This window comes from Glycomyces sp. NPDC049804 (assembly GCF_040674615.1).
GTDB classification, from domain to species: domain Bacteria; phylum Actinomycetota; class Actinomycetes; order Mycobacteriales; family Micromonosporaceae; genus Glycomyces; species Glycomyces niveus.
The window spans coordinates 282400-298325 of record NZ_JBFAMQ010000002.1; the positions used below are offsets into that span (position 1 = coordinate 282400).

General features: G+C 72.0%; 14 protein-coding genes and 1 riboswitch. Of the genes, 8 read left to right on the forward strand and 6 right to left on the reverse strand.

What is annotated here, in order from left to right; translation table 11 throughout:
- Positions 1 to 41 precede the first annotated feature (41 nt).
- Both AB0K52_RS03780 and AB0K52_RS03785 read left to right on the forward strand, forming a co-directional pair.
- On the forward strand, positions 42 to 1001 hold the full coding sequence (locus tag AB0K52_RS03780; protein ID WP_363525725.1) for an ATP-binding cassette domain-containing protein: 960 nt from the start codon (positions 42 to 44) through the stop codon (positions 999 to 1001).
- 29 nt (positions 1002 to 1030) lie between these two features.
- Positions 1031 to 1888: an ABC transporter permease gene (locus AB0K52_RS03785; RefSeq protein WP_208496321.1), complete on the forward strand. Its 858-nt coding sequence runs from the start codon at positions 1031 to 1033 to the stop codon at positions 1886 to 1888.
- Positions 1889 to 1949: 61 nt separating this feature from the next.
- Here AB0K52_RS03785 and AB0K52_RS03790 read toward each other — a convergent pair whose 3' ends face one another.
- Positions 1950 to 4967 (reverse strand): AAA family ATPase, encoded by a 3018-nt coding sequence (locus AB0K52_RS03790; protein ID WP_363525728.1) that lies wholly within the window; start codon positions 4965 to 4967, stop codon positions 1950 to 1952.
- A 333-nt stretch (positions 4968 to 5300) separates the two neighbouring features.
- Here AB0K52_RS03790 and AB0K52_RS03795 point away from each other — a divergent pair, with 333 nt between their 5' ends.
- The gene (locus AB0K52_RS03795) at positions 5301 to 5843 is read left to right on the forward strand and encodes a hypothetical protein (protein WP_363525730.1); all 543 of its coding nucleotides are present in this window, start codon (positions 5301 to 5303) and stop codon (positions 5841 to 5843) included.
- 93 nt (positions 5844 to 5936) lie between these two features.
- Here the strand turns inward: AB0K52_RS03795 and dapC are convergent, their stop codons facing one another.
- Entirely contained in the window at positions 5937 to 7052 is a 1116-nt protein-coding gene (gene dapC / locus AB0K52_RS03800) for a succinyldiaminopimelate transaminase (protein WP_363525733.1), read from the reverse strand.
- Between the two features lie 4 nt (positions 7053 to 7056).
- Positions 7057 to 7377, reverse strand: a complete 321-nt coding sequence (fdxA, locus tag AB0K52_RS03805) for a ferredoxin (protein ID WP_363525736.1) — start codon at positions 7375 to 7377, stop codon at positions 7057 to 7059.
- A 98-nt stretch (positions 7378 to 7475) separates the two neighbouring features.
- Here fdxA and AB0K52_RS03810 point away from each other — a divergent pair, with 98 nt between their 5' ends.
- Complete coding sequence (locus AB0K52_RS03810; protein WP_363525739.1) at positions 7476 to 8405, forward strand: GNAT family N-acetyltransferase; 930 nt, start codon at positions 7476 to 7478, stop codon at positions 8403 to 8405.
- Here the strand turns inward: AB0K52_RS03810 and AB0K52_RS03815 are convergent.
- On the reverse strand, positions 8402 to 8875 hold the full coding sequence (locus AB0K52_RS03815) for a hypothetical protein (RefSeq protein ID WP_363525742.1): 474 nt from the start codon (positions 8873 to 8875) through the stop codon (positions 8402 to 8404). The genes AB0K52_RS03810 and AB0K52_RS03815 overlap by 4 nt on opposite strands.
- Positions 8872 to 9324, reverse strand: a complete 453-nt coding sequence (locus tag AB0K52_RS03820) for a hypothetical protein (protein WP_363525745.1) — start codon at positions 9322 to 9324, stop codon at positions 8872 to 8874. The genes AB0K52_RS03815 and AB0K52_RS03820 overlap by 4 nt, the downstream gene beginning before the upstream one ends.
- A gap of 95 nt (positions 9325 to 9419) precedes the next feature.
- Between AB0K52_RS03820 and AB0K52_RS03825 the strand changes: the two genes are divergently transcribed.
- Positions 9420 to 11147 carry a SulP family inorganic anion transporter gene (locus AB0K52_RS03825; protein WP_363525748.1) on the forward strand — a complete coding sequence of 576 codons (1728 nt, stop codon included), beginning with the start codon at positions 9420 to 9422 and terminating at the stop codon, positions 11145 to 11147.
- Here AB0K52_RS03825 and AB0K52_RS03830 read toward each other — a convergent pair.
- Complete coding sequence (locus AB0K52_RS03830) at positions 11091 to 12635, reverse strand: heparinase II/III family protein (RefSeq protein ID WP_363525751.1); 1545 nt, start codon at positions 12633 to 12635, stop codon at positions 11091 to 11093. The two genes, AB0K52_RS03825 and AB0K52_RS03830, sit on opposite strands and share 57 nt — an antisense overlap.
- A gap of 220 nt (positions 12636 to 12855) precedes the next feature.
- On the opposite strand from AB0K52_RS03830, the gene AB0K52_RS03835 reads away from it, so the two are divergent.
- The 3 genes from AB0K52_RS03835 (at position 12856) to AB0K52_RS03845 (ending at position 15889) form a co-directional block, all read left to right on the forward strand.
- Positions 12856 to 13500, forward strand: a complete 645-nt coding sequence (locus AB0K52_RS03835) for a MerR family transcriptional regulator (protein WP_363525754.1) — start codon at positions 12856 to 12858, stop codon at positions 13498 to 13500.
- Between the two features lie 47 nt (positions 13501 to 13547).
- Entirely contained in the window at positions 13548 to 14375 is an 828-nt protein-coding gene (locus AB0K52_RS03840; RefSeq protein ID WP_363525757.1) for a fused MFS/spermidine synthase, read from the forward strand.
- A gap of 360 nt (positions 14376 to 14735) precedes the next feature.
- Positions 14736 to 14898, forward strand: a riboswitch (cyclic di-AMP (ydaO/yuaA leader).
- 109 nt (positions 14899 to 15007) lie between these two features.
- Positions 15008 to 15889, forward strand: coding sequence for an NlpC/P60 family protein (locus AB0K52_RS03845; protein ID WP_363525760.1), 882 nt, complete (start codon positions 15008 to 15010; stop codon positions 15887 to 15889).
- The last annotated feature ends 37 nt before the right edge of the window (positions 15890 to 15926 follow it).

Genomic DNA, 15926 nt, shown 5'->3' on the forward strand with positions numbered 1-15926 from the left:
GCGCCTTCTGGATGAGAGCAGTTGATCTGAAGGAGGCGGACATGTCGCAGCGCGAACTCGCGATCCGGGCCGAAGGGCTCGTCAAGCACTTCAAGGACGTCAAGGCCGTCGACGGCGTGGACCTCGAGGTCCCGGCCGGCACGGTGTACGGCGTCCTCGGCCCGAACGGGGCCGGCAAGACCACCACCGTCCGGATGCTGGCCACCCTGCTGCGTCCCGACGCGGGGAGCGCGACCGTGTTCGGCCGCGACCTCATCGCCGACGCCGCCTCCGTGCGGTCCCAGGTGAGCCTCACCGGCCAGTACGCCTCGCTGGACGAGGACCTGACCGGCATCGAGAACCTGGTGCTGCTGTCGCGGCTGTACGGGTACGGGAAGCCCGCGGCCCGCGAGCGCGCGGCGGACCTGCTGGAGGCGTTCGGACTGACCGCCGCGGCGGGCAAGCAGGTGAAGGCCTATTCGGGCGGCATGCGGCGGCGCCTCGACATCGCCGCGTCCATCATCGTGACCCCCAAGCTCCTGTTCCTGGACGAGCCGACGACGGGCCTGGACCCGCGCAGCCGCAACCAGGTGTGGGACGTGGTCCGCACGATCGTCGGCGAGGGCACCACGGTGCTGCTCACCACCCAGTACCTGGAGGAGGCCGACCAGCTGGCGAGCCGCATCGCGGTCATCGACACCGGCCGGGTCATCGCCGAGGGCACGCCGGGGCAGCTCAAGTCCTCGGTGGGCGCGGGCTCGATCCGGGTGCGGCTGCACCACGCCGACCAGCGCGACCACGCGCGGCAGATCCTCGTGGAGGCGCTGGCCGGGGAGGTCGCGCTCGACGACGACCCGGTGGCGCTGACCGCCCGCCTGGCCCCGGGCCAGGACACGGCCGTGCAGGGCTCGCACGCCTTGGGCGAGCTGGCGCGCGGGGGCGTCCTGGTGGACGACTTCTCGCTCGGTCAGCCGAGCCTGGACGAGGTGTTCCTCGCCCTCACGAACAAGATCGACGCCTGACCCGCCGGACTTCCAGAAAGGACATTGCAATGACCGTCACGCAGACCACTACGAAGTCCGATGCCGACGCACCGGCGCCGGTCGAGAGGGACCACCTGCGACGCCTGCTGGCGACGGGCGAGCGCCCGGCGGCGCCGAGCGCGTTCGCTTCGGCGCGGGCGTTCGCCTGGCGCTCGATGCTGAAGATCAAGCACGTGCCCGAGCAGCTGTTCGACATCCTGCTGTTCCCGATCATGATGCTGCTGATGTTCACGTACCTGTTCGGCGGCGCGATCGCCGGCGGTACCGGTGACTACCTGCAGTTCCTGCTGCCGGGGATCATGGTGATGAGCATCGTGATGACGACGATGTACACGGGCATGAGCGTCAACATCGACATCAACAAGGGCGTGTCGGACCGGTTCCGGACGCTGCCGATCTGGCGGGCCGCGCCGATGGTCGGGTACCTGCTGGCCGACGTGTTCCGTTACGCCGCAGCGGGTGCGGTCATGTTCGGCACGGGCATGGTGATGGGCTACCGGCCTGAGGGCGGCGCGGCGGGCGTGCTGCTGGGCGTGGGGCTGCTGCTGGTCTTCTGCTTCGCGTTCTCGTGGCTGTGGACCTGGCTGGGCCTGATCACGCGGTCGGAGAAGACCGTCATGTCGATCTCGATGTCGATCATGTTCCCGCTGACGTTCCTGTCGAACATCATGGTGGACCCGTCGACGATGCCGGGCTGGCTGCAGCCGGTCGTCAAGAACACGCCGATCAGCCAGCTGGTCGACGGCGTGCGCGGCCTCTTCGACGGCAATGTGGACTCCGCTTCGGTGGCCACGACGCTGATCTGGTCGGCCGGTTTCATCGCGGTCTTCGGGTTCCTGACGATCAGGGCCTACAACCGCAAGTAGTGCTTCATTGAAAAACACCCGGCAGCGGCCGGGCGGGTCGGACCCGCCCGGCCGCTGCCGTTCACAGCTCCCATCGGGGCGGTTCGGTTTCGGGGCGGTAGACGCACGCGGAGCCGGTGGCGACGGCGGCGTGCAGGTGGGCGGCGAGGGCCGGGTGGACGGCTTCGATCTTCTTGAGGGTGTTGCGGATGCGGTTGGTGACGCTCTTGCGGGCGCGTTCGGCGTTGTCGCCGAGGCGGCGGGAGCGGCCGCCGAGTCCCGTTGCGGCCTTGAGCTGTTCGATGAGGGCCTGGCGCTCGGCGTCGAGGCGGGCGGCGCGGGCGTCGTCGCCGAGGGCGGCGGCGGTGTCGATCTGCTCGTCGAGGCGTTCGAGGTGGTCGCGGTAGCGGGCGCGGGCCTCGGCGTCGAGGAGGTCGTCTCCGCCGAGTCTGGCGTCGGCCGCGACCGCTTCGCCGCCTTCGCGGTCGTTCAGAGGCACGGCGAGGAGTTCGACGGCGGGGACTTCGGCGCCTGGCCGCCGCAGGAGCCGGTGCAGGTCGGCGAGGCCTTTGGTGTGCGGGAGGTGGACGCCGCGGCCTTCGTAGCGGAGGGTCCAGGTGGCGCCTTCGCGGCGGAAGACCGCGCCGGGAGCGGTCGCGGCGCGGCGCTCCGGTGCGGGGGCGGCCGTGCCGCCGAGCGCGGCGGCGGCGGTGCGGGCGGCCTCGGCCCAGGGCGGGGCGTCGAGCCGCTCGGCCTGCTCGATCGCGGCGGCGAAGTGCGCCGCGGCGCGGTCGCGGTCGCCGGAGGCGGCGGCGAGCACCCCGAGCCAGTGGCTGATGGGGCCGTGGATGCTGGTGCCCCACAAGGCGACGAGCCATTCGCCTTCGTGGGGTTCGAGGCGTCGGCGCAGTGCCGCGATCGCTTCGGCGTCGCCTTCGGCGGCGGCGAGTTCGACTTCGAACCGCAGGCGCAGGGAGACCCAGGGGTCGTGGGGTTCGGTCTCGTCGTCGAAACGGGACTTGGCCCGGTGGGCCTCGTCGAGGTCGCCGCGGCGCACGGCGCTCAGGGCGGTGAGCAGGTCGAACTGCCACTGCCCGAAGGCGGTCCACGCCGAGTCCCGGGTCGGTTCGGGCGCTTCGCCGCGCGCGAACGCCAGTTCCCAGCGGAGGTGGCGCATCATGTGGTCGTTCATGGGGTCGTCGCCGGCGACGGCGTAGGCCTTGTCGATGTGCTCGGCGGCCGAATCCCAGCGGCCCTGCACGATGTCGACGACGGCGTGGTCGATCTGGGCGCCGCTGTGCCAGCGATCGGAGTCGCTGCTCTCGGCGAGGGCGCAGAAGAGGTCGACCTGGGAGCGGAAGGCCGGGTCGCCCTGTTCGAGCATCGCGACCCAGCGCAGCGAGGCGGCGAACAGGCGCATGTCGACGTCGCCGGTGCGGCGGGTGATCTCGTCGAGCTCCTCGACGATGACCTGGCGGGCGGCGGCGGTGCCGGGGCCCCAGTCGACCGAGTGCGTGGCCCATAGCCCGAAGGCGACCTCTTCGTCGTCGCCGATCTTCCTGGCGGCCATGAGGAACTCGTAGTTCAGCTGCCGGGTCAGCCCGTCGTGGTCGAGGCCGGGGTCGGGCCGCTTGCCGGTGAGCGCTTCGTAGGCGTCGGCCTTGAGCCGGCACAGGGCGTCGGGGCGTTCGTTCGGGGGCAGTTCGATGGCGGTGCGGGCGAGCAGCATCGGGTCGCCGGAGTCGCGGGCCTCGTACACGGCCTGGTCGTAGTGCTTCCAGGACTCCTCTTCGCGCTGCAGCCATTTGACGGTGGCGGCCAGCTCGAGGCGGAGCAGGACGCGGCGCCGCACCATCTCGGGGGTGCAGCGCTCGAGGGCGCGCCGGAAGTACTTCTCGGCGCCCGGGGCGCTGAGGCAGCCGCGCGATTCGGTGGCGGCCCGCTCCAGGAACTCGACGGCGATCGCGGGGTCGAGGTCGTCGCCGGCGAGCCAGGCGTGGTGGGCGATCTCGGTGGTGAGCATGAGCTTCTGCAGTGATTCGTCGGCGACGAGGGCGCGCACGACGCAGCCGTGGTGGTGGGCGGCCTCTTCGCCCGACATGGTGTTGTAGAGGGTCTCGCGCACGAGGTCGTGGACGAACACGTACCGGTCGGTCTCGCGGCGCACAAGCCGGGTCTGGCAGGCGGCGTCGAGCGCGGATTCGATGCGGTGCAGGTCGAGTCCGGAGGCCTGGGCCATGACGCCGGCGTGGAACTCGCGGCCGCCGACGGAGGCTAGGGTGAGCATCCGGACGAGCGGTTCGGGGAGGTGCTCGATGCGGCGCTGGAGCGCGTCGCGCATCCCGGCGGTGGTGGCGTCGACGCGCTGCCCGGAGGCCCACAGCTGCGCGGTCTGCTCGACGAAGAACGGGTTGCCGCCGGTGCGGCGGGTGATCTCGGCGACCGTGGCCGCGTCGGGCGCGTCGCCGACGGTGGTGCGGCAGAGCGCGGCGACGCCGTCCTCGTCGAGGCCTTCGAGGCTGATCATGGTGGCCTTGGCGACGAGCGGGAGCATGCGGGCGCGCAGGCGGTGGCCGGGGTCGATCTCGGAGTCGCGGTAGGTGCCGACGAAGAGGATCCGCTCGAACCAGGTGTGCTGCGAGGCGAACTTCAGCAGTTCGAGGCTGCCGGGGTCGGCGAAGTGGAGGTCGTCGAGGACGACCAGGAGCGGGCCGCGCTGGGAGGCGGCGATGAGGAGCTGGGTGACGGCGTCGTAGAGCTCGAACGGGGCGGGCGCGGAGCCCTCGCCCTTGCCGAGCAGGGCCTCGACGGGCGGCGCGGGGTGGAGGGACTGCCAGGCCTCGTCGCCGAGCTGGGCGCGCAGGGAGCGCAGGACCTGGACCCACAGCCAGTGGTCGGGGACCGCCTCGGACTCCCAGGAGGTCGCGAAGGCGACGGTGAGCTCGCCGCGGAAGCGGGCGGCGACGTCGGTGACGAGGGTGGACTTGCCGATGCCGGCCTCGCCGGTGACGAGGGCGAGTCCACCGTGGCTCGCCACGGTGCGTTCGACGGCCGAGCGGAGTGCCGCCGCCGGATGGTCGCGGCCGATCAGGAAGGTCACCCGACCAGTGTGGCCGAAGGGTCCGACATGCGCCACGGGGTTCGGGTCCCAGGGCCCGGGGCGAGGCGCTTCAGTGGATTGTCGACTATCGGACGATGGACCTCATGTTTCGGTGTTGCGCCAGGTCAGTCCCGCCGGTCGGGTTACATGTACGACAAAAGTGCGGATTGTTTTGCCTGAAGCCGTGCGTTAACTACGGACAGTCCTTAAAGTGCTACGGAAAGTCACTTCGGTGCGACAGGCGGTCGAACCGTCCCTACCGGCGGTTCGCACGGGCCGCGCCCGGACCGGGAGCACCGACGATCAACGGGGGCAATCCTCATGGCACAGTCCATGTTCGAAAAAGCACGAACCGACGACGAACAGACCACCAAAGCAACCAAGAAGACCTGGCGGGCCGCCGTGATCGGGGCCGCCATCCCGTTCGCGATCTTCGCCGCCGCACCCGGGGTGGGCGCCGCCGGCGCCGAGCCGGTCGAGGCCGCGCCGGTACAGACCGTCGAGACCGAGCAGCTGCCGCCGCTCCCGGTCGATCCGCCGGTCGACGTGCCCGACCCGACCGCCCTGCTCGACCTGCAGGCGTGCCTCACCGAGCTTCAGGGGCTCGTCGCGCAGCTGCCGCCGCCGCCGGTCGAGCCGCCCGTCGAGCCGCCTGTGGCGCCGCCGGTCGAGTCCGAGCAGCTGCCGGGCCTGCCCGTGCCCGCCCCGGGCGACCCGGGCACCGACCCCGGTCTCCCCGCGGTGCCCGACGTCGGGGCGCTGACCGAGGTCTGCAAGCAGGTCGTCGAGGTCGTCAAGAGCCTGCTGCCGGCGGTGCCGCCGGTCGAGCCGCCCGTCGACCCCGGCCTGCCGGTCGAACCGCCGGCGGCTCCTTAAGGACTGCTGCCCGACGGCACAGCGAGAAGGCCCGCGGCTGCCAGCCGCGGGCCTTTCGTCGTGTCCGTAACCTGCGGCGCCGCGCGCCCGGCCTCACTTCAACCGCTGCGCGGCGTCGGCGATCGCCTCGTCCGTCGCGGTGAGCGAGAAGCGCACGTGCCGGTTCCCCTTGGCGCCGTAGAACTCCCCCGCCGCCGCGAGGATGCCGCGCTCGGCGAGCCACCGCACGGTGTCCCAGCAGTCCTCGCCGCGCGTGGCCCACAGGTAGAGCCCGGCGGTCGAGTGGTCGATGCGGAACCCGGCCGCCTCGACGGCGCCGCGCAGCACGCCCCGGCGCTCCTCGTAGCGGGCGCGCTGCTCGATCGCGTGCGACTCGTCGTGCAGGGCCGCGATCGTCGCCTGCTGGACGGCCCACGGGACCATGAAGCCCGAGTGGCGGCGGATCTCCAGCAGGTCCGCGATGAGCTCAGGGTCCCCCGCGAGGAACGCCGAGCGGTACCCCGCCAGGTTCGACCGCTTCGACAGCGAGTGCGCGGCGAGGAGACCGGTGAGGTCGCCGTCGTTCACGCGCGGGTCGAGGATCGAGACGGGCGGGCGGTCGTCGTCCCAGCCGAGGGTCAGGTAGCACTCGTCGCTGGCGAGCACCACGCCGCTGTCCCTGGCCCAGCGGACCAGGCCGCGCAGGTGCTCGACCGAGGCGACCTCGCCGGTCGGGTTCGTCGGGTAGTTGATCCACGCCAGGCGCAGGCGCGAGCCCGCCGCGTCGCGCGGGTCGGCCACCGGCACCGCGTCGGCCTTCGCCAGGATCGCGCCGATCTCATACGTGGGGTAGGCGATCTCCGGGTAGGAGACGGCATCCCCCGGGCCGACGCCCAGCTGCAGCGGCAGGTTCGCGACGAGCTCCTTGGAGCCGACGGTCGGCAGGACCGCGACGTCCTCGGCCACACCGGTGTGCCGGTGGAGCCAGGACCGCATCGCCTCGCCGAGCGCCGGCGGGCCGGCCACCGTGGGGTAGCCGGGCCGCGCGGACGCGTCGATGAGCGCCTGCCGGATCGGCTCGGGCACCTCGTCCACGGGCGCGCCGACGGTCAGGTCGACGAGTCCGCCGGGGTGGGCCGCCGCGCGCTCCTGGTACGGGGCCATGCGGTCCCACGGGAAGCGCGGCAGCCGCCGGGCCGGAGAGGCGCTGTGGAGGCGGCGCAGCGCCATCGCGCTACTCCGACTTCGGGGGCAGCGCGGCCACGAACGGGTCGTCCTTCTCGATCTTGCCGACCTTGGAGGCCCCGCCGGGGCTGCCGAGCTCGTCGAAGAAGTCGACGTTGGCCTTGGTGTACGGGGCCCACTCGTCCGGGACGTCGTCCTCGTAGAAGATCGCCTCGACCGGGCAGACCGGCTCACATGCACCGCAGTCGACGCACTCGTCGGGGTGGATGTAGAGCATCCGGTTGCCTTCGTAGATGCAGTCGACAGGGCACTCTTCGATGCAGGCCTTGTCGAGGATGTCCACGCACGGCTCGGCGATTACGTAAGTCACGAGTCGTCCTTCCTACCGCGCGCAGCCGGGCGGGCTGCGCTGTGATTGAGACTAAAGCTTATTGCGGAATGTTGACCCGAAGGCTTGGGGTGGGCCAGATGCTGGGACCGGAACATGTCGGCCGTCGCGCGGCGGTGCGGATCAGGCTGCGATCTCCCGAACCGGGGCGCCGGTTCACGGACGTCATCGGCGAGCTTATCGAGATCGGCCCGGACTTCTGGCGCGTGCTGCCCGACAATGTGGCGCAGTCTGGGGCCGCCGTCACCATCGCGACGGACACGATCGTCGCGGCCCGGGCGATACCGCCCAAACCGACCCCGTTCTCCGAGATCATCGCGACCGAACGGCTCCTCGCCGCGACCTGGCCCGCGCCCGAGACCGCCGAAGTCGGCGGCTGGCTGCTGCGGTACGCCGAGGGGTTCTCGCGCCGCGCGAACTCCGTCCTGGCGCTCACCGCCCCCGAGGGCGGGACGGACGCGGCGATGACGGCCGTCGAGACCTGGTACGGGGCACGCGGCGCGCGCCCGCTCGTGGCCCTCGCCGGGCCGGTCACGAAGCGCCTGGACGAGGAGCTGGCGACGCGGGGCTGGGAGGCCGAGGCCGAGACCGTCGTGATGACGAAGCCGCTCCGCGAGAGCACCTATGACGGCGAGGCCGCGATCGCGGACGCGCCGAGCGAAGCGCTGCTCGAACAGCTCGGCAACGGCACCCCCGAGATCGCCGCGGCGGTCTTCGGCTCCGGCGAGGGCCGCGGGTACGCCGAGATCCGGCGCGGCGGGGAGCTCGCCGCCCGGGGCCGGGGCGCGATCGCGGGCGACCTCGTGGCGATCACCTCGATCGGGACGCTGCCCGCGTTCCGCCGGCAGGGCCTGGGCACCGAGGTCCTGCACGCGCTGGAGGCCTGGGGGTACGCGAACGGAGCGCGGCGGGCCGCGCTCCAGGTCGAGTCCGACAACGGGCCCGCCATCGCGATGTACGGGCGCCTCGGGTACGCCGAGCGGTACCGGTACTGGTACCGGGGGCGTTAGGCGGCCTTCGGGTTCGCCTTGCGCTCGAAGGCGATCCGGGTGGCCTTGAGTTCGCGGCCGTACACGTCGACGCCGAGGGCCATCACGATGAGGAAGCCGACCCAGCCCGAGAGGGCCAGCAGCGCGAAGTAGATGAGGGTCTGCGAGAAGACCCCGTCGATCGTCGGGTAGTCGACGCGGGCGATGAGGGGGTTCACCAGCACGGCGAAGAGGGTGGTGACCACGAAGATCGACAGCAGCTCGCCGGTGATCTCCTGGCGGCGGCGGCGCACGCCCCACCAGATCCCGGCCGCGATCGCGACGGCCGCCATCGCGCCGAACGTGTAGACGCCCACGAGGTCGCCGATCGCGGTGCCCTCGCCCCACTTGGTGGAGGCGAACCGGCCGGCGAGGTTGGCGGCGATGATGCCCAGGGCGAAGCCGTAGATCGAGGGCCAGTGCGGCATCAGGAGGCGGCTGAGGAGGGTCACGGTCGGGACTCCTTCGTAGCGGTAGGGGTGGCCTGCGCCGGCGGCCGGGGGCCGACGGCGGACGGGGCCTTGGCGTTCGGCCTGGGACGAAAATACTGCCACAGCGCGAGGGCGATCCCGGCGGTCCCCGCCAGGAGCAGCATGTAGCCGTTGAAGCCGCTGCCGATCACCAGCGAGCCGGCCTCGGTGGGCATGGACGCGAGCAGGACCACGGCGAACCACGCGAGCGAGGTGAGGATGACCGACCAGCGCCCGCCGGTCCAGTACACGGCCAGCGCCGCGAGCCGCCAGTTCGCGACGAACGCGATCGCGCCGGCGATCGGGACCGCGATCCCGGCGATGTAGTACGGCACGAGGAAGGATTCGAGGACGGCCGCGAGCAGCGCCGCGGCGGTGACGACCACCGCCCCGCCGACGCGGATCGCCGTTTCCAGACCCTTCGCACGCACGGTGGCGATCCTACGGCAGGAAGCGGACCCGGCGGCGACTCGCCCGGGGTCCGCTGAAAGTCATTGCGGATCAACCATTCCGGGACAATCGCCTCATGACCACGATACGAGAGACAACTGCCACGAAACGCCGACGCTTCCGACAGCTGTTTCCCGAACGGTCCGACTACCTGCACCTCACCCGCCACTGGCACACCGACCTCCTCGCCGGTCTCACGGTCGCGGTCGTCGCGCTGCCGCTGGCCCTCGGCTTCGGGATCGCCTCCGGGCTCGGCGCGTTCGCCGGGCTCATCACCTCGATCATCGCCGGGGCGCTCGCCGCGATCCTCGGCGGCTCGAATCTCCAGGTCACGGGGCCGACCGGCACGATGGCGGTGGTCCTCGTGCCGCTCGCGGCCACGCACAGCCACGCGGGCGTGATGCTCGTGGGCATCATGGCCGGGCTCATGCTCGTCGTCCTCGCGCTCACGGGAGCGGGCCGGTACGCGCGCTTCGTGCCGGTGCCGGTGGTCGAGGGCTTCACGGCCGGGGTCGCGATCGTCATCGCGGTCCAGCAGTTGCCGCCCGCCCTCGGCCTGCCCGCGCAGAACGCGCACATCATCAGCGGCGCATGGGATTCGCTGAGCGATTTCGCGGCCACCCCGAACTGGGCGCCGCCCGCGGTCGCGTTCGGCGTGGCCGGAGCGATCCTCCTCGGCTCGCGCCTGCACTCGCAGATCCCGACGCCGCTGCTCGCGGTCGTCGTCGCCACGGTGGTCACCTGGTGGGCGCGCGCGGATGTGGCCGTCATCGGCGCGCTGCCGCGCACGATCCCCGCCCCCGAGGCCGACTTCCTCGACTTCGCGGAGATGCCCGAGCTGGTCGCGGCGGCCGTGGCGATCTGCGCCCTGTGCGCGCTCGAGTCGCTGCTGTCGGCGACGGTGGCGGACAACATGACCGTCGACCAGCACCACAACCCCGACCGGGAGCTGTTCGGGCAGGGCGTGGCGAACCTGGTGACCCCGTTCTTCGGCGGCATGCCGTCCTCGGGCGCGCTGGCGCGCACCGCGGTGAACGTGCGGTCCGGGGCGGCCGGGCGGCTGGCGTCGCTCACGCACGCGATCGTGCTGGCGCTCATGATGCTCGCGCTCGCGCCGCTGGTGGCGCACGTGCCGCTCGCGGCCCTCGCGGGGGTGCTGATCGCGACCTCGATCCGGATGATCGAGGTCGGTTCGATGCTGGCGCTGGCGCGGTCGACGCGCGCCGACGCGGCGGTCATGTGGCTGACGCTCGCGGCCACGGTGGTGCTCAACCTGGTGTGGGCGGTGGCGGTGGGCATCGCGCTCGCCGGGCTGCTGGCGCTGGGGCGGATCTCGCGGTCGGTCTCGGTCGAGGAGGAGCCGATCGAACCGGCCGACCACCACGACGAGGAGGCGGCGCTGCTCCACGAGCACATCGTGGCGTACCGGCTGGAAGGGCCGCTGTTCTTCGCGGCCGCGCACCGGTTCCTGCTCCAGCTCTTGGACGTCGCCGACGTGCGGGTGGTGGTGCTCCGCATGAGCCGGGTGTCCACTATGGACGCGTCGGGGGCGACGGTGCTCGCGGACGCGATCAAGCGCCTCGAGCACCGCGGCATCGCCGTCTACCTCTCCGGCCTCGAGCCGGTGCACGCCAAACCGCTTGCGGCCCTGGGCGTCCTGGAGCCGCTGTGGCAGCAGGGCCGCCTGTTCGAGCACACCAGCGAGGCCATCGCGGCCGCCCGCCAGCGCCTGAAGGCGGACGGCCTCCTAGAGCAGCTCGAAGCGGAGGCCGCTGCCGGGGAAGTCGAAGCGGAGCGCCCATAGCCGCTCGGGCCGGCCGAGGTGCGTGGTCGTCTCGACGTCCTCGATGCGCACGCTGCCCGGGTCGACGCCGTGGAGGACGAGGGTGCCGCGCTCGCCGGTCCAGGTGGCGCGGTCGCCTTCGGTCTCGGGCCGGATGCGGCTGACGAAGGACTCGGTGAGCTCGGGCCCGGCGTCGAAGAGCTCGATGCCGTCCTCGGTCCAGGTGAACTTGCGCAGGAGCGCGCCGTCGCCGTACGCGTCGATGTAGGCGTCGACGCCGTCGTCGGTGTAGACGAGTTCAGCGCGGGAGTCCTCGCCGACCTGCTGGGCGGCGCCTTCGACGGTGGGCACGGAGTGCCAGGCCGCGGAGGGGTGGACCTGCTCGTACCGCTCGTCGCCGAAGTAGGCGGCGGTGTACTCGCCGGCGCCGGGGTCGCACAGCAGCTGCTCGCCGTCGGCGGCGATGATGAACGACCCGAGGTCGAGGTGGTTGTGCGGCTCTTCGTTGTAGCCGCCCTTGACCGCGAGCGACCACATGCGGCGGCCGATCTGGCGGCGTTCGACGTACCAGCCGACGTCGGCCAGGAGGGTGCGGCCGGGGGCGATCTCGCCGCCGAGTTCGCGTCCCCATTCGAGGGTGCGGGTGAGGTGTGCCCAGCGGGCGCAGTAGTCGTCGGCGAAGGTCGGCGCGTGCTCGATCGCGGGGAGGGGGACGCCGAGCCGGTCGTGGAGGCGGGCGAGGAGGCCGGGCGGGAGGGCCGGGTCGTGGTGGGCGTCGCCGAAGGTCGCGAAGGAGCGCGGGTAGAGCTGGACGTGGGCGGGGAATGAGGCGATGGCCTCGGTCCCGGCGAGGAGGTCTTCGCCGGTGGCGTCCCGCCACGCCTCGGCGAAGTAGGTGAAGTAGCCGAAGCCGTAGACCCAGTAGTCGATGCCTTCGACGCAGCCGCCGTCCGGCCCGAAGGAGAACAGGTAGGCCTGGAGGGCGGGCAGGACGCGGCCGCGGACGACGTCGGTGTCGTAGCCGAGCGCGAGCGCGGCCATCCCTGCGGCGCCGGCGCACACCGCGGTCCAGTTGGAGAACCGCTCCTCCCACCAGAAGGGCTCCTCGGACTCGAAGAAGGGGTCCAGGACGCGGCGGCGGATCTCGGCCTCGACGCGCTCGCGGTCCTTGACGTCGTCGCGCAGGCGCAGGATCTCGGCGAGGGCCTGCGCGGTCTCGCAGGCGAAGAGGTCGACGCAGGTCGCGGGGTCGCCGTCGTCCCAATGGGCCGGGAGCGCCCAGGAGCGCTCGTCGCAGATGTCGGCGACGAGGCCGGAGAGGACGGGGCCGTCGCCGACGAGGGCGAGCGCGGCGAGGTGGCGGCGGCGCGCGAAGTACTGGTTCTCGAAGGGCAGGCGGCGGCCGGTCTCGGCGTAGTCGTCGGCGAGTCCCGGGTCGAAGGCGGGCACGGGAAGCGCGGCGATCTCGCGCAGCTCTTCGAGGAGTGCCGTACGGAGAGGGTCAGTCATGGCGCAGCCATTCCGGTTCGGGGAAGCGAGCGTAGTAGCGAGCGGTCGAGGGCAGCGGGCGCGGAGCGCCCTCGTTGCCGGGCGGCGGTGGGCGACGGGTGGCCGCGTAAGGGTGCGGGTCGTTCAAACCGTCGCCTTTCCAGGTGGGTGGGTACAAGGCGGGGGTTCCTGCCGGGCTCAACGGTAACGCGGGCGCGCTTTCCGTCATAGACTCCCTCGTATGCGCATCGGGGAGCTGTCGGAGCGGACGGGCGTTCCGGCCGCCACCATCAAGTACTACCTGCGGGAGCACTTGCTGCAGGCCGGGGAGCACGGGGAGGGCAACACCGTCGAGTACGGTCCGGCCCACGTGCACCGCCTGACGCTGATCCGCGCCCTCTCGGAGACCGCCGGGCTCTCGGTCGCGCAGATCGGCGAGGTGCTCACTGTGCTTGGGCGCCATCCGGAGTCGGCGTTCCAGGCGCTCGGCGCGACCCTCGCCGCGACCCACCGGGACCCGAAGTTCTCCCTCGCCAGCGAGGGCACCACCGAAGCCGCCGAGCGCACCGTCGACCAGTTGCTGAACGAGTACGGCTGGGCCGAGGTGGCGCCCCCGAACTATCGCGACGCGCTGGTCACGGCCCTGACCGCGTTCTACCGCTTGGGGAATCCGGACCCGCAAGAGGTCCTGGGCCACTACGCGGACGCGGCGGCGGCGCTGGCGTCGGCGGACATGGAGGCGATCGCGGAGGCGACCCGGATCGAGGGCGTCAACGTGGAGCAGGCGGTCACCGCGACCGTGCTGGGCGAGACGATCTTCGCGGCGCTGCGGCGCATCGCGCATGTGGCGGCCTCGGCCAGGACGCAGGCGCAGCAGGGGCCTTAGGGCCTGCTCAAGGCCTCCTGCGCGGGGCCTTCGGGCACAATGGGTGCGTGACTCCGCCCGAGGCCGAACGGCCCGCCCTGCGCATCGACCGCGATCCGGACCGGCCGAACCTGCTGCACCTCGTCGCCGACGAGGTCGTGCAGGCGACCGTCGACCTCGACGATCCGTCCTATCTGGATGCCGAGTACATGCAGCGGATCGCCTACCTCGTCGACGCCATGGCCGAGCCGAAGCAGCCGCTGCGGGTGCTGCACCTGGGCGCGGGCGGCCTGGCGATGGCCCGGTACGTGGCGGCGACCCGGCCCGGCTCGTACCAGCAGGCGGTCGAGACGAACCAGGAGCTCGTGGCGCTCGTGCGCGCCGAGGCGCCGCTGCCGCGGGGCGTGAAGGTGAAGATCCGGCACACGGACGCGCGCGAGGCGGTCGAGTCCGCGCCGGACGCGAGCTACGAGCTGATCGTGACCGACGTGTACGCGGGCGCGCGCGTCCCCGCGCACGTCACGAGCACCGAGTTCCTGCACGGGGCGCACCGCGTGCTGCGCCCGGGCGGGCATTACGCGGTGAACCTGTGCGACGGCGGCCAGATGCGCTTCCTGAAGCCGGCGCTCGCGGCGATGGGCGTGGTGTGGCCGCACGTGGCGGTCATGGCCGAGCCCGCGGTCCTGCGCGGCCGCCGCTTCGGCAACGTCGTCGCAGTCGCGGCCGACGTCGAACTCCCCGTCGCCGCCCTCCGCCGCCGCTGCGCCGGCGCGGCCTTCCCCTGCCGTGTCCTCGAGGGCACCGAGCTCAAGGAGTACATCGCCGGCGCTCCCCCGGCCACCGACGCCACCGCGATCCCGTCCCCACCGCCCCCGCGCTCCCTCCGCAGCTTCTGACGAGCCGCCGGGCGGCTCCCGCCCGGACCGCGGTGTCGCACCCCGCAGGCACCATCGAAGCCGGGAGTGGAGGCGAACCCGAGGATTTCTCGCCCGCGCGCCCTCCCCTTCTCGCCGTCGACTCACGGCCAACCTCACCTCGACCGTTCGGGCAATAAATCCGCTGGATAGTTGCCCTCCCTCCCCGCGCGTCCTCACTGTCCGTTACTAGACTGTGGAGCGACTCACAGCGGGCTTGGCGATTCGGGTCACCATGCGTTAGCGTCGGCGCCTGTTCCGGTCGGGTCCTCAGGGCTCCCCCAGAGACCCACCCGCCCGGACCGCCGAGCCGCGCTCGCATGACGCCCGTTCCTCCCGGTCCGGGGCGAAACACCGATGCGCGGGCCGGGGACCCAGCCGCGTCCGCGCCCCCCAGTCGCGTGGACGCACGGGGTGAATCCCGCTGCAGCGCAGCCGCAGCGGGTAGGGCACCTTCCCTGCCCGAACCCGACAGCTAACCCGGTAGGCGGCTGAGGAAGAAAGGCCACCTCGTGGCTCACGCCTGCTCTGAAACTGCACAACGTTCACGAATCAGCGCCATCCTTCGCCGCGTCGCGATCTACACGGGGGTCACCTGCGCCACCGTCGGACTCGTGACCGCCTTCTCCGGCACGCAAGCCGACGCGGCCGACATCGACTACACCGCCGCCTCCGCCTCCGAGATCGAAGAGCACCTCGCCGATCTCGAATCGCAGCGCGACACCGCCGCCGCCGACCTCAAGGGCCTCCAGGCCCGGCTCGACGCGGCCAAAGCCGTCATCGACGCGGCCGCCGCGGCGTACGGCACCTCGAATGCGCAGCTCAGTGTCGTCACCGCCGCGGTCGAATCCGCCGAAGACGACCTCGACGCCAAGGTCTCCACCCTGGTGGCCTACGCGCAGGAGCAGTCCGACAAGTACGAGGAGGCGCAGACCGCCTCCGAGACCGCCGACGGGCTCACCGCCGACATCACCGCGATCGAGCAGCGGATCGCCGACCTCGACGGGCAGATCGACGAGGCCGAGAAGGCCCACGACGAAGCCGAGGCCGCCGAAGCCGCCGCCGCGGCCGCCGTTGAGGCCGAGTCCGCGGCGTCGAGCGAGTCGCCGTCCTCCGGCTCGGACTCCGGTTCGACCCCGAGCTACAGCGCCGACGCCGCGACCGCCGCGGTCGAGTTCGCCCGCGACCAGCTCGGCGAGTCCTACGTCTACGGCGCCGCCGGCCCCGACACCTGGGATTGCTCCGGCCTCGTCCAGGGCGCCTACGCGGTCTCCGGGATCTCGCTGACGCACTACACGAACGCGATCTGGGACGAGACCAGCGCCATCGACCGGTCCGACCTGAAGCCGGGCGACCTGGTGTTCTACAACGGTCTGGGCCACATGGCGATCTACATCGGCGACGGCCAGGTCATCCACGCCCCCAAGCCGGGCGACGTCGTCAAGGTCTCCGACCTCGACATGGGCATGTCCATCGACGGCTACCGCCGCGTCTGACCGGAACCGCATACGGAGGAAGGGCCGGGGCTCTCGC

Bases quoted from the DNA above. Each gene is read 5' to 3' on its own strand.
- AB0K52_RS03780 (WP_363525725.1), top strand. From the start codon at position 42: ATGTCGCAGCGCGAACTCGCGATCCGGGCCGAAGGGCTCGTCAAGCAC.
- AB0K52_RS03785 (WP_208496321.1), top strand. From the start codon at position 1,031: ATGACCGTCACGCAGACCACTACGAAGTCCGATGCCGACGCACCGGCG.
- AB0K52_RS03795 (WP_363525730.1), top strand. From the start codon at position 5,301: ATGTTCGAAAAAGCACGAACCGACGACGAACAGACCACCAAAGCAACC.
- dapC (WP_363525733.1), bottom strand. From the start codon at position 7,052: ATGGCGCTGCGCCGCCTCCACAGCGCCTCTCCGGCCCGGCGGCTGCCG.
- AB0K52_RS03810 (WP_363525739.1), top strand. From the start codon at position 7,476: ATGCTGGGACCGGAACATGTCGGCCGTCGCGCGGCGGTGCGGATCAGG.
- AB0K52_RS03825 (WP_363525748.1), top strand. From the start codon at position 9,420: ATGACCACGATACGAGAGACAACTGCCACGAAACGCCGACGCTTCCGA.
- AB0K52_RS03830 (WP_363525751.1), bottom strand. From the start codon at position 12,635: ATGACTGACCCTCTCCGTACGGCACTCCTCGAAGAGCTGCGCGAGATC.
- AB0K52_RS03835 (WP_363525754.1), top strand. From the start codon at position 12,856: ATGCGCATCGGGGAGCTGTCGGAGCGGACGGGCGTTCCGGCCGCCACC.